At 51.3% G+C, this 13,270-nt stretch carries 13 protein-coding genes and 1 tRNA gene; 8 read left to right on the top strand and 6 right to left on the bottom strand.

Annotated elements, in window-relative coordinates; translation table 11 throughout:
* Positions 1–169 precede the first annotated feature (169 nt).
* Entirely contained in the window at positions 170–661 is a 492-nt protein-coding gene (locus tag AC2FNV_RS09135) for a GatB/YqeY domain-containing protein (protein ID WP_170476571.1), read from the top strand.
* Here the strand turns inward: AC2FNV_RS09135 and AC2FNV_RS09130 are convergent.
* The 3 genes from AC2FNV_RS09130 to ctaD form a co-directional block, all read right to left on the bottom strand.
* Complete coding sequence (locus AC2FNV_RS09130) at positions 658–1,146, bottom strand: DUF2244 domain-containing protein (RefSeq protein WP_170603763.1); 489 nt, start codon at positions 1,144–1,146, stop codon at positions 658–660. The genes AC2FNV_RS09135 and AC2FNV_RS09130 overlap by 4 nt on opposite strands.
* Positions 1,147–1,190: 44 nt before the next feature.
* Positions 1,191–1,790 (bottom strand): 2-hydroxychromene-2-carboxylate isomerase, encoded by a 600-nt coding sequence (locus AC2FNV_RS09125; RefSeq protein WP_170475698.1) that lies wholly within the window; start codon positions 1,788–1,790, stop codon positions 1,191–1,193.
* A gap of 143 nt (positions 1,791–1,933) precedes the next feature.
* Positions 1,934–3,592, bottom strand: a complete 1,659-nt coding sequence (ctaD, locus tag AC2FNV_RS09120) for a cytochrome c oxidase subunit I (RefSeq protein WP_170475696.1) — start codon at positions 3,590–3,592, stop codon at positions 1,934–1,936.
* Between the two features lie 289 nt (positions 3,593–3,881).
* Here ctaD and AC2FNV_RS09115 point away from each other — a divergent pair, with 289 nt between their 5' ends.
* A complete protein-coding gene (locus tag AC2FNV_RS09115; protein WP_170603761.1) occupies positions 3,882–4,301 on the top strand; it encodes an HIT family protein in 420 nt (139 codons plus the stop codon).
* Positions 4,302–4,675: 374 nt separating this feature from the next.
* Here AC2FNV_RS09115 and lipB read toward each other — a convergent pair whose 3' ends face one another.
* On the bottom strand, positions 4,676–5,356 hold the full coding sequence (lipB, locus tag AC2FNV_RS09110; RefSeq protein WP_170603759.1) for a lipoyl(octanoyl) transferase LipB: 681 nt from the start codon (positions 5,354–5,356) through the stop codon (positions 4,676–4,678).
* 39 nt (positions 5,357–5,395) lie between these two features.
* On the bottom strand, positions 5,396–6,055 hold the full coding sequence (locus AC2FNV_RS09105; protein WP_170603757.1) for a DsbA family oxidoreductase: 660 nt from the start codon (positions 6,053–6,055) through the stop codon (positions 5,396–5,398).
* A gap of 140 nt (positions 6,056–6,195) precedes the next feature.
* On the opposite strand from AC2FNV_RS09105, the gene AC2FNV_RS09100 reads away from it, so the two are divergent.
* The 3 genes from AC2FNV_RS09100 (at position 6,196) to AC2FNV_RS09090 (ending at position 9,170) form a co-directional block, all read left to right on the top strand.
* Positions 6,196–6,282, top strand: a tRNA-Leu gene (locus AC2FNV_RS09100).
* Positions 6,283–6,463: 181 nt separating this feature from the next.
* A complete protein-coding gene (locus AC2FNV_RS09095) occupies positions 6,464–7,720 on the top strand; it encodes a tyrosine-type recombinase/integrase (protein WP_170608362.1) in 1,257 nt (418 codons plus the stop codon).
* Between the two features lie 919 nt (positions 7,721–8,639).
* Positions 8,640–9,170, top strand: a complete 531-nt coding sequence (locus tag AC2FNV_RS09090) for a DUF2441 domain-containing protein (protein WP_170608360.1) — start codon at positions 8,640–8,642, stop codon at positions 9,168–9,170.
* A gap of 45 nt (positions 9,171–9,215) precedes the next feature.
* Here the strand turns inward: AC2FNV_RS09090 and AC2FNV_RS09085 are convergent, their stop codons facing one another.
* The gene (locus tag AC2FNV_RS09085; RefSeq protein ID WP_170610284.1) at positions 9,216–9,992 is read right to left on the bottom strand and encodes a methyltransferase domain-containing protein; all 777 of its coding nucleotides are present in this window, start codon (positions 9,990–9,992) and stop codon (positions 9,216–9,218) included.
* A gap of 244 nt (positions 9,993–10,236) precedes the next feature.
* Between AC2FNV_RS09085 and AC2FNV_RS09080 the strand changes: the two genes are divergently transcribed.
* Genes AC2FNV_RS09080 through AC2FNV_RS09070 form a run of 3 tightly spaced genes read left to right on the top strand, consistent with a single transcriptional unit; the run spans position 10,237 to position 13,110 of the window.
* A complete protein-coding gene (locus tag AC2FNV_RS09080) occupies positions 10,237–11,757 on the top strand; it encodes an FAD-binding domain-containing protein (RefSeq protein ID WP_170608356.1) in 1,521 nt (506 codons plus the stop codon).
* 7 nt (positions 11,758–11,764) lie between these two features.
* On the top strand, positions 11,765–11,896 hold the full coding sequence (locus tag AC2FNV_RS09075) for a DUF2256 domain-containing protein (RefSeq protein ID WP_254442440.1): 132 nt from the start codon (positions 11,765–11,767) through the stop codon (positions 11,894–11,896).
* A complete protein-coding gene (locus AC2FNV_RS09070; RefSeq protein WP_254442439.1) occupies positions 11,893–13,110 on the top strand; it encodes an FAD-binding domain-containing protein in 1,218 nt (405 codons plus the stop codon). Before AC2FNV_RS09075 ends, AC2FNV_RS09070 begins: the two co-directional genes overlap by 4 nt.
* Positions 13,111–13,270: the final 160 nt, after the last annotated feature.

The following is a 13,270-nucleotide window of genomic DNA, read 5'->3' as shown; positions in this document are numbered from 1 at the left end:
GCAGGGTAAATCGGCGCATAACTAAGGGGGTTGAGCCGCTAGGTCAAGCCTGTTCAAAAATTGTGCAGTTGTTGAAAATCAATGAGTTAGACATATATACTCACTGTTGAATCACGCTTTTTGTTTCGATATGGTCAGGGTTCCTTTGCCATGGGGATGGACAGAAGAAATGGATATGCGATCAAGGGTGAACTCCGCCCTGAAGCAAGCGATGAAAGAAAAGCAGGCCGAGCGTCTATCGACGTTGCGCCTTATAAATGCTGCGATCAAGGATCGAGACATCGCTACCCGGGGTATCGACAACGAAGAGGCCAAGGGATGCGGCGACGCCGAGGTCCTTGAAATACTTGGGAAAATGACCAAACAGCGCAAAGAAAGCGCGCGTGCCTACGAAGAAGGCGGACGGCTTGATTTGGCTGAGCGGGAAATGCGCGAAGTCGACGTCATCGAAGAATTTTTGCCGAAACAATTGGACGCAGATGAGGTCGCGAATGCTATTCATACTGCGATTACAGCGACAGGTGCCGGGTCAATCCGTGACATGGGCAAAGTTATGGGTGAACTGAAAACGCGCTACACGGGTCAAATGGACTTTGGAAAGGTGGGGCCGATGGTTAAGGACCATCTTTGTGCTGCATCGAACGGTGCCGACGGCTGTTAGGCCGCCGGCGCACGTAATTTTTGTACCAAATCTTCGTATAAGGCCACACGCTCTTCCTCCGATAGAAAAGAGCCAATTTCGACTTGTCTGCCTTCGCCCGTCAGAGTGATATAGTTTGGAACAGGCCCGCCATGCGCGTGCATTTCAGGCCGTGTCCAGTAACGGTTGCACGACCATTCCAGATCACCCTTTCGCGGACTGTGATGCACTAAGTGCGCCTGAGTGTCGCTCAGAGTGAGTATTTCGGTTACGTCGCGTGATTTGTAGTTCATTTCAAACGCTAACCAGAGACCCAGCACAGTTACTAACATAAAAGGCAATAGACCCCACAGCAGTACTGATCCAAGTACTGCAAACAATGGGATCAAGCCAAATACAAACACGGCCAAAACAACGCCCATCGCCCCGCGTGGGGGCAACGAGTTGTGCGCCCAAAGACGCAGTTCCTGTGCTCCATCAGTGTTATCTTTCCATTGGTAAGGCATATTCGAAAACTAGAGTAGGCCGCTAAAAAGTCGAAGCGGGAAATTCAAGTTACGTGACCCACCCGAACCCAGGAAAGAGCATCATCCAGTCGATCATCGCCCCAGAAAACTTCCCCACGTACCACAAAGCTAGGCGCGCCAAACACGCCAAGGCTAATCGCATTTTCGGTTTCTGCTTCCAACGCTTGAATGGCGTCTTCACTACGGGCTCGGGCAAGAATGACACGAGGTTCCTGCTGACAGCGTTGCAAGGCTTCGGATAGAGCAGATTCACTACCGGCCTCGATACCCTCGTCAAACCAAATGCGATAAAGTGATTGAACAAAATTTTTGCCCCAACCTTCACCCATGCCCAACAGAGCAACCTGATTAGCGAGTGCCAGATCGGATATAGGGTAGGGTGCCGGCAACTTCGCGTGAATATGGTACTTGGCTGCTCGCCGTTCAATGTCGCGCCACATATATGCGGATTTCACAGGTTTTCCTGCAAATGGGATGTTCTGCTGCGCTGACATCACGGTTCTGACATTGAATGGGCGCCAACGTACTGTTGCGTCATGTTGATCGCACCAATCATCCAATCGCATGACAGTCAGGAAGCTGTACGTGCTGCCGATTGAGAACCAAAAGTCAATTTCTGGCATCTGGAACCTCCGGTTTGCCGGAAAAGTTTCAAATTCCAGAATATACTATTTTTGCTCATCTGGCGACGTGCAGCTAAACTGGACCACAAAACGAAAAAACCCCGCCAATTGTGACGGGGTTAATTTTCGCGTGTTAAGTTGGGTTAGTGCGCGTGGCCCTTGTCCCAGTCCTCCTGCTTTGGAAGCTGCTCGAACGTGTGTTCGGGCGGCGGTGAGGGCAAGGTCCATTCCAGCGTATCCGCATACTCGTTCCAATAGTTGTTTTGGGTGATACGAGCACCGCGGAACAACGCATAGAAAACGATACCAAAGAACAACAGGAATGAAGCGAAGGAGATGAACGCGCCAATCGATGACACATAGTTCCACTGAGCGAAGGCTTCGGGATAGTCGATGTAGCGTCTTGGCATACCCTGACGGCCCAGGAAGTGTTGTGGGAAGAACGTCAAATTAGCGCCTATGAAGAACATCCAAAAGTGAACCTTGCCCCAAAACTCAGAGTATTGGCGGCCGGTCATCTTGCCAAAGTAGAAGTAAACTCCGGCAAAGATTGCAAACACAGCGCCCAATGACATCACGTAATGGAAGTGCGCAACCACATAGTAGGTATCGTGGTACGCGCGATCCACGCCGGCTTGCGAAAGAACAACTCCGGTAACGCCACCAACGGTGAACAAAAACAGAAAGCCGAATGCGAAAAGCATTGGTGTCTTGAATTCAATAGAACCGCCCCACATGGTCGCGATCCACGAGAACACTTTGACACCCGTCGGCACCGCTATGACCATTGTTGCCAACATGAAGTAAGCCTGCTGACGCAGTGACATGCCTACGGTGTACATGTGGTGTGCCCAAACAACAAAGCCCAGAGCTCCAATTGCTATGATGGCCCACACCATGGGCAGATAACCGAATATAGGCTTGCGAGAGAACGTGGCGATCACGTGGCTGATTATTCCGAACCCGGGCAGGACTACGATGTAAACTTCCGGGTGTCCAAAGAACCACAAGATGTGTTGATAAAGGATAGGGTCGCCGCCTCCCGCAGGGTCGAAGAAGGTGAACCCAAAGTTTCGGTCCATCAGCAACATGGTGATCGCACCTGCCAAGACTGGCAGCGACAGAAGAATCAGCCAAGAAGTAACGAAGATCGACCAACTGAACAGCGGGACTTTGAACAGGGTCATACCCGGAGCACGCATGTTCAGGAAAGTTGTGATCATATTGATTGCACCAAGGATCGAGGAGGCGCCCGACACGTGCACAGCAAAGATCGCAAGGTCCATGGACATGCCGCCTTCGGTTGTCGAAAGCGGCGGATACAGGACCCAGCCAACTCCCGAACCAGCCTGATCGTTACCACCCGGAGCCAGCAGGGACACGACGCCCAGTGAGGTGCCAGCAACATATAGCCACAAAGACAAGTTGTTCATCCGGGGGAACGCCATATCTGGCGCGCCAATTTGCAGCGGCATGAAATAGTTGCCGAATCCGCCGAACAGAGCAGGGATTACCACGAAGAACATCATCAGGACGCCGTGATATGTGATCATCACATTCCAAAGATGCCCGTTAGGGGTACATGGGTCGGCCATAAAACCTTCAAGGCACATGTACTGAACACCAGGGTGCATCAGTTCAAGCCGCATGTAGATGGTCATCGCGACCGAGATAAACCCGGCGATCGCCGAGAAGATCAGGTAAAGTATACCGATGTCCTTATGGTTGGTCGACATGAACCAGCGCTGGAAAAAGCTGCGCTGGTCTTCATGGTCGTGACCATGAATGGCTGCGTCTGCCATTATAGGTGCCTCCTGTTGCAACTACACCGCGCAGTCGGACCTCTCCAACGCGCGGGATTCGTGCTGGTTTTAGATTGCGAGGGGGCGACCTTCAATGGTCGAGTTTGATATGAATCAAGAATAATTGTCGCGGGGCAGTCCCCGCCACGCGCATTAATTGGCTGCGGCGTTACCGATTTGGGCGTCATTTTCGAAACTTCAAGGGATATTTGAAACGTTCAAAATGAACCTTGACCGGCGGCGAACAGAACCGCAGAAGTTTGGAACAGCTCATGACCGGAGACAGACTATGACTACATACGACCCCGAGAATATCTTTGCCAAGATTTTGCGAGACGAAATCCCATCAACTCGGGTGTATGAAGATGCCGATACGCTTGCTTTCATGGATATTATGCCCAGAACGGACGGACATCTGCTGGTGATCCCCAAATCCCCATGCCGCAACATACTGGACGCGTCGCCGGAACAGTTGGCGGCGGTGATTTCGACGGTACAGAAACTGGCGCAGGCCACTAAGTCCGCTTTTGACGCTGACGGCGTCACCATTCAACAATTTAACGAAGCGGCTGGTGGGCAGGAGGTCTTTCACCTGCATTTTCATGTGCTGCCACGTCATGACGGCGTACCGGTTCGGCCACCTGGCAACATGGGCGATGCTGACGCAATTGCAGGACACGCGGAAAAAATCAGGGCGGCTTTGGATTAGAATTCGTCCTTTGATGGTTAAACCGTCACCCGCGTCATTTGTTCTGGGGTTCAGTTTTATATCGATGCGCTTCGTCTAATCGCATGCCTTAAATAGAGAATTGCCGTTCCGACATGGGGTCGGAACGGCAGACTCATAAACAAAAAATATGTCAATTTTCACGGGCTTACCCGAGATCACTTATTAAGACACCACTCACTCGTTAACAGTCATTACATACTACGTGGTTCAATTTACTTTGTACTTGGGGAAATAATGAAACCCTCGAATTTCGATAGAATTTAGCAAAACTGGGCGAAATTCGACTAGAATTTGGAAACAGAACGACGCGAGGTATCGGATTGTCGGCGAAATGCTCACTACTTCGCGATTCGTTAGTCAGTTTCAGGTGGTGTTGAGTGACATGTCGGATCGCCGAAAACTTCTTCAAAGGTCTTCTTCAAGGCGACATCCAAATCAGCCATTGTAACAGGCAATCCCAGATCAACCAGTGACGTCACCCCGTGATCCTGTATCCCACATGGTACGATTCCCGAAAAATGGCTCAAATCCGGTTCCACGTTGATCGAGATTCCGTGGAAGCTCACCCACTTTCGAAGACGGATGCCAATTGCCGCAACCTTGTCTTCGGCCTGATGACCAGATGGTGACAAAGGCTTGTCGTTGCGCTGTACCCAGACGCCCACACGCCCATCGCGGATCTCGCCTTTGACATTAAATTCTGCCAGAGCGGCAATCACCCAATTCTCAAGCTGCTTCACGAATTGACGAACGTCATGCCCACGCTTGGATACGTCCAGCATTACGTACACCACACGTTGCCCCGGACCGTGGTAAGTGTATTGTCCGCCGCGCTTGGTGGAATGGACAGGAAAACGGTCAGGATCTGTCAGGTCTTCTATCCGCGCCGAAGTGCCAGCAGTGTACAATGCTGGGTGTTCCAGCAACCAAATACACTCGTCGGCTTTACCTGAGGCGATCGCGGCAACACGCGCCTCCATAAAAGAGACCGCCGCTTCGTAATCAGTCAAACCATCTGATGTCTTCCATTCCATGTCACGTCCTTAGACCGTCTTTGACGAAGGGGGAAGCTGTCAGGCCTCCTCGTTCAGACATCTTTGCAAAACCTGTCCATAAGTTTCGGTGCCTTGTGCTCCGCTCAAAATGAACTTTCCATCAAAAACCATAGTGGGCACGCCTGAAATCCCCCGACTTGTCCAAAACTGTTGCTTTTCCCGCACCCGACTTGCGAGACCGCCGGAAGCAAGAGCAGAACGTGCTGCCTCGGGATCCAGCCCGGCGATCTGGACAGCACCCAATAGAACCTCGGCCGCCGACACATCTAACTGCCGCGTAAAGTAGGCTTCGAACAACGCTAATTTAAGTGGATGCTGCCTACCTTGCGTTTCCGCCCAATCCAGCAACTGATGCGCGGCAAACGTATTGTAAATCCGGCTGTCGGCAGTGAAGTTAAATTCAAACCCCAGTTCTGCCCCCAATGCAGTAAGTCGGTCGCGCGCTTGCTGGCTCTGCTCAGGTGTAGAACCGTACTTTTCAGCGATATGGTCACGCAAATTCTGTCCTTCGGCACCCAAGGCGGGATTCAGTTCGAACGGATGCCATCTAATGCGTGCAACGGCGTTCTCATTTTTCAAAGCCTGCTTCAGCTGAAGAAACCCCACAATACACCAAGGGCAAACTACATCTGAAACAATGTCAACTTGCACGATTGAAGTGGGTTCTGACGACGACATTCCATGCCCCGAATTTGATGCAAAACATATCCAACGCGATAGATATGACTGATGCGTATCAATTCAAACCGTTATGATTTTTGCCTCTTCACATCCCGAGCCTCTGGGTCTATACGCGCCTCTACCAAGTCATTGGCAGTGCGGTCGTGGCGGAATTGGTAGACGCGCAGCGTTGAGGTCGCTGTGGGGTAACACCCGTGGAAGTTCGAGTCTTCTCGACCGCACCAGGACCAGCTTGGTCAGTTGGTTTAGGTCCATAAAAACAAGGGCAATATTCGTTTTTCGAGTGTGTGAGCTAACACAAACAACACACACGGACAGCACACAATGGCCTTTAGAATGACGATCAAATACGTAGACCAAATCAGCAATACTCAATGGCGATTTCGGAGGAGGTGGCCCAAGCGAGTGCGAGAAATCCGTGGTGAGGAGGCCTACCAGAAACACATAAAGGCCCGCGATGGTCTATCTTTCCAGCGTGAATATCAATCTCACCTGAGAAACTTCGACACTATTGTCGCGGACACCTTAAGGCGCCACCCCGAGGTTGACACTAGGTCTGCCACTACAAAGTTCTTAGATGCCCAGCGCCTTGCAGAGCACTACATGGCGGGTGTCGTAGGTCTGGACCCCGAAGACAGTTGGACACGTGGGGTAGTGGGGGAAAGTCTAGCTGCTCGTGGAGAAGCCCCTGAAGTTGTTGCCGCTGTTCTGAACCCCAACATGGAACCGCCGAAGCCAACGCTGATCGAGATGCGTGAGATCTACGCAAAGGACAACCGTCTCATTGATGATCATAAGCAGATGGTAAGGATTAACCGCACTTTTGGCCGACTGAGTGATGCCCTAGCGAAACCACTGGAAGAAGTGACTATTGAGAGTATCGACCGTCAGGCAGTACGTAAGTTCAGGGACTACCTCCTTGGTCTTAAGAAAGCCAACGGCAAACTTCTGGCGCTTAAGTCCTGCCAACGTGAGATGATTATTGCGGCTGCTGCTTATCGCCACGCCGTTAGGGAGTTAGAGATACCAACGGCGCGAGACCCATTCGAACGTATTTCATGGCCCAAGGAGCAAATTAGCTCGCTGGACAAGAACTTCCCTCTACCCGACAGCGTCGTGGATGCCGTTCAGGAAAGCCTGAAAGGTGTTCGCAAAAAAGAGCTACCCGACCTTTGGCGGGTGCTTGAGGGCACTGGGATGCGGCTGGGTGAGGCGTGTGGTCTACGCGTCAGCGACGTCGATCTGAAAGGGGAGACGCCTTCGATCTTCTTCACCCCTAACGAGGTTAACGGCATCAAGAATAGCAACAGCGATAGATATGTGCCGATAGTTTCAGCCAACCTCATGAATACCCTCAGGAAGCTCGTTGAGGGGCGCGCAGGTGGTGAGCCTTTGTTCCCATCTTACGGTCGTGTGGGCGGACCCGACGCTGCCTCCGGCGCGTTGATGAGGTGGGTTAGAAAGCACACTGACGACGAACGTATGGTGGTCAATGGGCTGCGGCATAGAGCAAGCGACAAGCTGAGGGATGCAGGGGCACCTGTAGAGGTTCGTCACGGGTATCTCGGGCACTCCGCTCAGTCTGTCGCTGAGAATACCTATGGTGGGCGGGAGGCGCGGCTTAGAGAGTTCGCTAGGTGGGGCGAGATAGCTGGTCTGTAAGCTGGTTGTTAAGTCGATGTATTGCCAAAATGGCTGTTCCACCGATTGGTGACCTCGGCATGAGGGGTAGCGTTCAATCACAAGGTTCGGGCAATGATCAGAATTTATTGTATTTTCTGGTTCTGCGGTGGTGTTCTTGGCGGGTAGCGAACTTTACACCACCACGTTTTCTGTTTGTGCCACCGACTTAGCCACAAATCCGACTACGCTGCGAACGGTCCGAACGGCTTGAACTAAATGTGGTCACTGATGGCATATTTTCCAATCTAAATGGCTGGAATTCAAAAGAGTTTTTCCAGCCTCGATCATACGTGGTAGATGACGGAATTGTCGTCGCCTCAAAATTTTCACTCATGTGTTTTTGCAACTTACAGACACTCAATAAAGGGCTTGTGCCAACACTTGACGTTGCCTCTGGTCAGCTTGGTATTGATGCGGGGAACTGGACCTTGATCAATCTCGGTCTCAGCAACCTCAATCACCCCAACCTCACCAGCACGAATGACCTCACGCACATATGCTTGAATAGGGAGACCAAAGAACTTCTTGGTGTATCTGTTGGCAGCTTGGGGGAATGTGTAGTCACCACGCACATAGAATAGTTCAGGGTCCCTGCTGGGATGTGCTCGCAGCAACTTTGGGTCTGACAGAACACGCCTACCTTCTGTCTAATCCTGCTTATCGAACCAGTACTCAGCTTTTCCGAAAGAATGGAGCGCAATAAATCGTCGCGTGTCCAGTGACCTTAAGCATCAGTTTCACAAGTTAGTAGTCAAAAAAAGAAATGTCCGAGCAATTTGAAGGCTTTGCCTGCATAAATATAAACAATCCAATGGCCGCATGGAATGCGGTTCGTTCTAATTATTATTCACCTTCATGCCTTCCCCAATCAGAACGCCTTGGAGCAATGAGTTTCTGGATGACTGATCTTTTGCGGGACGGAAACGCAGCGAGAGCTACAGCCGAATTCCGTCTGGAGGATTACAGGCGGAAGTACTTTCCCTCTGCTGTTTCAAGGGTAACGGGAATATTCTTATTCGACGATATTGATAGCGCTGCTCAAGCCTGGGACAGCGAGGAATGGTCTGGTCACTTCAATTCAGATTACCTTACAGATGTTGGGGTTTCAGCTGACCAGTCTTCTCGCCACGATTCAACGTGGATTACAATGATGCGTGATGACGAGAACATCCTTGTAGATGGGTGGAAGGAGATGGCGGTAGGATACTGGTCTGGGAAGGCGGCGTCTGATCAACCCATTTGGGAGCGGATTATCGAAGGCTGGGTCACCATTTGGGGGGTCGATCTCAAAGCCCGAGCACTCAAAGAAGTTCAACAGTATTGGCCGCAATCGTTACCTCTTTTGGCGGTAGCCGCGAATTCGTCGTTAGTAGGAAGCTGCGATGGGGCCATTATGCCGCACGCAATACGGAAAGGTATACATCATTGATCGGACCCTCGACACTCACCGGTAACGTATGAGCAAAGCTGGTTGCTAAACTTTGCGACCGCTTACAACGAAATGCGTTACCGAAAAGAAAAATTTTCCTTGCTTTGCCAGAGACCTCTGCTCTTCAGCCCATTCCTTCGCCTCTAGTTCCGGGACAAGTCCATTGGCTTCAGCGAACCTTTTCATCAGGATTATCATCATATTGGCCAATCCGTCTGGCCGGAGTTGGGTGTCGCAAATTGTGACAGGAGTTACGCTTTCTAATATTAAGCCAGCATCGCGAAAAATTGCGGGCAAATGAGCAGGAACCTCTCTATCCACAAAGTGCTGGTCCCAAGCCTTGACCATCCGGGCCATCCTCTCGGGATATTGGCTGAACCAGACTAAGCTGCCAAAATGGATGTCGCCCACGACAAGACGACCGCCCTGCTTGAGGCTGCGATAGGCCTCAGCAACCGCTGCGGGGATATCGTCCAAATATTCAAAAACCTGAACCGAAACAGCTTTGTCAAGCGAAGCGTCTTCAACGGGGAGTTGTCCGGCCCAGCCATCGGTTATCTCAACCCAGTCATACTCACGACATCTGTTCTCGGCCGATTGCCGCATTGCGTCACTGGGATCAATGCCCAGGATCCGGCCCATTGGACCAACTGCTCGGGCAAGCTCGGCTGTCAATAGGCCGTTACCACATCCGATGTCCGCAATGATCTCTCCAGGGGCAGGGCTTAGTGCGTCGAAAGACCCTCGACGCCGACGCGTGACATCTGCACCTTCATAAACGCTATCCAAAAGCCGAGTTGTTTCCGCATCAAATTCGAGCATGCCACCAACAAAATATAAATTGTTCAAACCATTAGACTAACGCTTATCATTTATCGGCATGGGTGTCTGCCTTGGGCTGAAAATTAACTTTTACAGATTTAATCAGATGCCCACCTAACACCCAAAGCAATCTTTACTCTTAGTCGCATCAAAACGATCAATGGCTCTCGTTAGCCTCAAAATTGAGAACCAAGCAAATCGCCTTAGTTCCTACTTCGATATGTACCAAATTTGAGGTCACATTTTGCAAGTCGTCTGGTTCAAGCGCGATCTAAGAGTTCATGACAATCGGGTTCTCTCCAAAGCTGCGGCTCGAGGGGATGTTTTGCCGTTATTCGTGGCGGAACCCGAGCTTTGGCAAGCGCCTGATATGTCAAGTCGGCAATGGGCCTTTGTTGAGGAAACACTTCAACAGTTGCGCGTTGACTTGGGCAATTTAGGTCAGCCGTTGGTGGTTAGAACTGGTGAGGTGACCGCTGTTCTTTATGACCTTCTTAAGAGGCGCGGAATAACCGCGTTGTGGTCGCATGAAGAAACTGGGAACGATTGGACCTTTCAACGCGATCTGCGCGTGGCTGCTTGGTGCCGAATCTTCGGCGTTCCTTGGTACGAAGTCCAAAACCATGGTGTTTTTCGACGCTTAAAGTCTCGCGTCGGCTGGTCACAACGTTGGGACAGTCTGATGTTGGAACCGGTCCGACTGCCGCCGCGTCTCAAACCTGTGGAAGTCGACCCCGGCAACATTCCGACTGCGAAAGACTTGGGCATTTTGGTTGACTTTTGCCCACTACGCCAGACGGGGGGGCGGCGAGCTGGTTTGAGTTTGCTCGACAGCTTCCTCGCGCGCCGCGCTAAGACTTATCGCACCGCGATGTCATCGCCAGTTGAAGGAGAAAGCGCCTGTTCCAGGCTTTCGCCTCATTTGTCGTGGGGAACATTGTCGATGCGCGAAGTCACCCAGGCAAACTGGGCGCGACAACGCGAACTCCGGACCACTCAGTCAAAAAATAATACTGAGTGGCAAGGGTCGTTGAAGTCATTCAATGGGCGCCTCCATTGGCATTGTCACTTCATTCAAAAGCTCGAAGCCGAACCAAGTATTGAATATGCAAACCTTCATCGCGGCTATGATGCTATTCGACCGTCAGAGCCGGATCAAACCAGGCTGGAGGCATGGACCAATGGTGAAACCGGGTTACCGTTTTTAGATGCATGTATGAGATATCTCAGGGCATCGGGTTGGCTGAATTTTCGGATGCGCTCCATGGTTATGGCGACTGCCAGCTATCATCTGTGGTTAGATTGGCGCGCACCAGGATTGCAGCTCGCTCGGTACTTTACGGACTATGAACCGGGCATTCACTGGAGCCAGGTGCAAATGCAATCGGGTACGACTGGTATAAATACGGTTCGAATCTACAACCCGGTCAAGCAAGGTTACGATCAGGACCCCAGCGGCACTTTCACGCGAAAATGGGTGCCTGAACTGGCCAAGATACCAGACAGGTTTTTGCACGAGCCTTGGAAGGCCGAAAACGCGGTCGATTTGTTGGGCAAATCCTATCCTTACCCAATCGTGGACCATTTATCTGCCGCGAAAGAAGCGCGACAACGGATATGGGCGGTCAGGCGCGGTCAGGCATTTCGAGCCGAAGCCTTGGCTATTGCCGCAAAACACGCCAGTCGAAAAACAAGACCAGCAAACCGAAAACGTAGCGAAGGTAATGTTCTGCCTGCTCAGATGACCCTGCCATTCGAGGAGTAACGTTGCCATGATGAAAAAATCTGATCTGCCCTTCAAGAACTGCGTGATCTGTGGGCGCCCGTTCTCGTGGCGCAAGAAGTGGGCCAAGGTATGGAATGACGTCCGCTATTGCTCGGAACGATGCAGGCGCTCAAGATGATCACCAAAATGTTGTCAGAAGAAGAAAGCGGTCACTTTGGTTTTTTGCAGTTCACGCCGTCTCGAAAGGCTGGGTTGGCACGTCTGAGAAGCTTTGCGCCGTTGGCGGGCAGTAAATACGCCGCCCGTCGAAACTATGATTTTGGGCCGGAATTTCGTGGCTATGTCTCAGCTCTTTCGCCGTGGATCCGGCACCGCTTGATAACCGAACAAGACGTGCTTAACGCAGTGCAAAAACACCATTCTTTTTCCCAAGCGGAAAAATTTGTCCAAGAAGTCTTCTGGCGCACCTATTTCAAAGGATGGCTTGAACAACACCCTAGCGTTTGGACTGCTTATTTGAGCAACTTAAATCGTGCCCTTGAGAGCGTAATTCAAAACCAAGAATACCGGGATGCGACTCAGGGGCGAACTGGCATTGATTGTTTCGATCATTGGGTGCGGGAATTAGTTGAAACCGGATATTTGCATAACCACTCACGTATGTGGTTCGCCTCGATTTGGATTTTTACTTTGCGCTTGCCGTGGGAACTGGGCGCAGATTTCTTTTTGCGTCACTTGATGGACGGCGACCCGGCATCAAACACGCTTAGCTGGCGTTGGGTCGCTGGTCTGCACACTAAGGGCAAAACATATCTCGCTGGGGCCAACAACATCGCAAAGTTTACGGAGGGGAAGTTTAACCCTGTCGGACAGTTGGCGGAAAATGCGGAACCACTAACAGAAAAAGCAGAACATCCTAGCGTCGCGCTTTCTATTTCCGACCCAATGCCAAAAGGAGATTTTTTGCTTCTTGTGACTGAAGAGGATTGTCAAATTGCAGAATTGTTGCCGCATGAACCTGCCGCTGATATCGGGCTTGTTGCTTCCTGCGAGCGTTCACCGCTTTCGCTAGGAAAGACTGCCCAGAACTTTGCGGCGGGCGCAATCTGGAATTCCTGTGACTGTCCGAGTCTTGAAGCAACAAACTGGCAAGACCGGATCGTCGCAGCGGCGGAAGCGGCCGGTGTGAAAACCGTTGTCACCGGATTTGCTCCGGTTGGGCCAGTCGCGGCGAAACTGTACAAGTCAAAGCTTGCGGAGGCCGGACTGCAATTGCACCAAATCCGCCGAAACTATGACAGCTTAGCTTGGCCACACGCGACAAAGGGATTTTTTGGTTTGAAGCGGAAAATCCCAACAATTCTGGGCGGTCTTGGGTACCCACTCCGATGACGTTGGAACCAATTCGTTCAACGCGCGTGAAGCATCCGGTTTTTGGTCTTCCGGAAATTTACAATATTGCACTGTAGGGTCGCCATCATCCCATCACGAATGTGGAATCTGACATTTGCGTTTGGTAAATTCAGGTATGTGCGAAGAAGTAATCGATCTG

The sequence above is a fragment of the Ruegeria sp. BHSA163 genome (assembly GCF_059613365.1).
The sequence above is the reverse complement of the archived record's forward strand: the minus strand, read 5'-3'. Positions and strand labels throughout refer to the sequence as shown.

Coding starts and splice junctions, on each gene's coding strand:
- AC2FNV_RS09135 (WP_170476571.1), top strand. CDS start 170: ATGGATATGCGATCAAGGGTGAACTCCGCCCTGAAGCAAGCGATGAAA.
- AC2FNV_RS09130 (WP_170603763.1), bottom strand. CDS start 1,146: ATGCCTTACCAATGGAAAGATAACACTGATGGAGCACAGGAACTGCGT.
- AC2FNV_RS09125 (WP_170475698.1), bottom strand. CDS start 1,790: ATGCCAGAAATTGACTTTTGGTTCTCAATCGGCAGCACGTACAGCTTC.
- ctaD (WP_170475696.1), bottom strand. CDS start 3,592: ATGGCAGACGCAGCCATTCATGGTCACGACCATGAAGACCAGCGCAGC.
- AC2FNV_RS09115 (WP_170603761.1), top strand. CDS start 3,882: ATGACTACATACGACCCCGAGAATATCTTTGCCAAGATTTTGCGAGAC.
- lipB (WP_170603759.1), bottom strand. CDS start 5,356: ATGGAATGGAAGACATCAGATGGTTTGACTGATTACGAAGCGGCGGTC.
- AC2FNV_RS09105 (WP_170603757.1), bottom strand. CDS start 6,055: ATGTCGTCGTCAGAACCCACTTCAATCGTGCAAGTTGACATTGTTTCA.
- AC2FNV_RS09090 (WP_170608360.1), top strand. CDS start 8,640: ATGACTGATCTTTTGCGGGACGGAAACGCAGCGAGAGCTACAGCCGAA.
- AC2FNV_RS09085 (WP_170610284.1), bottom strand. CDS start 9,992: ATGCTCGAATTTGATGCGGAAACAACTCGGCTTTTGGATAGCGTTTAT.
- AC2FNV_RS09075 (WP_254442440.1), top strand. CDS start 11,765: ATGATGAAAAAATCTGATCTGCCCTTCAAGAACTGCGTGATCTGTGGG.
- AC2FNV_RS09070 (WP_254442439.1), top strand. CDS start 11,893: ATGATCACCAAAATGTTGTCAGAAGAAGAAAGCGGTCACTTTGGTTTT.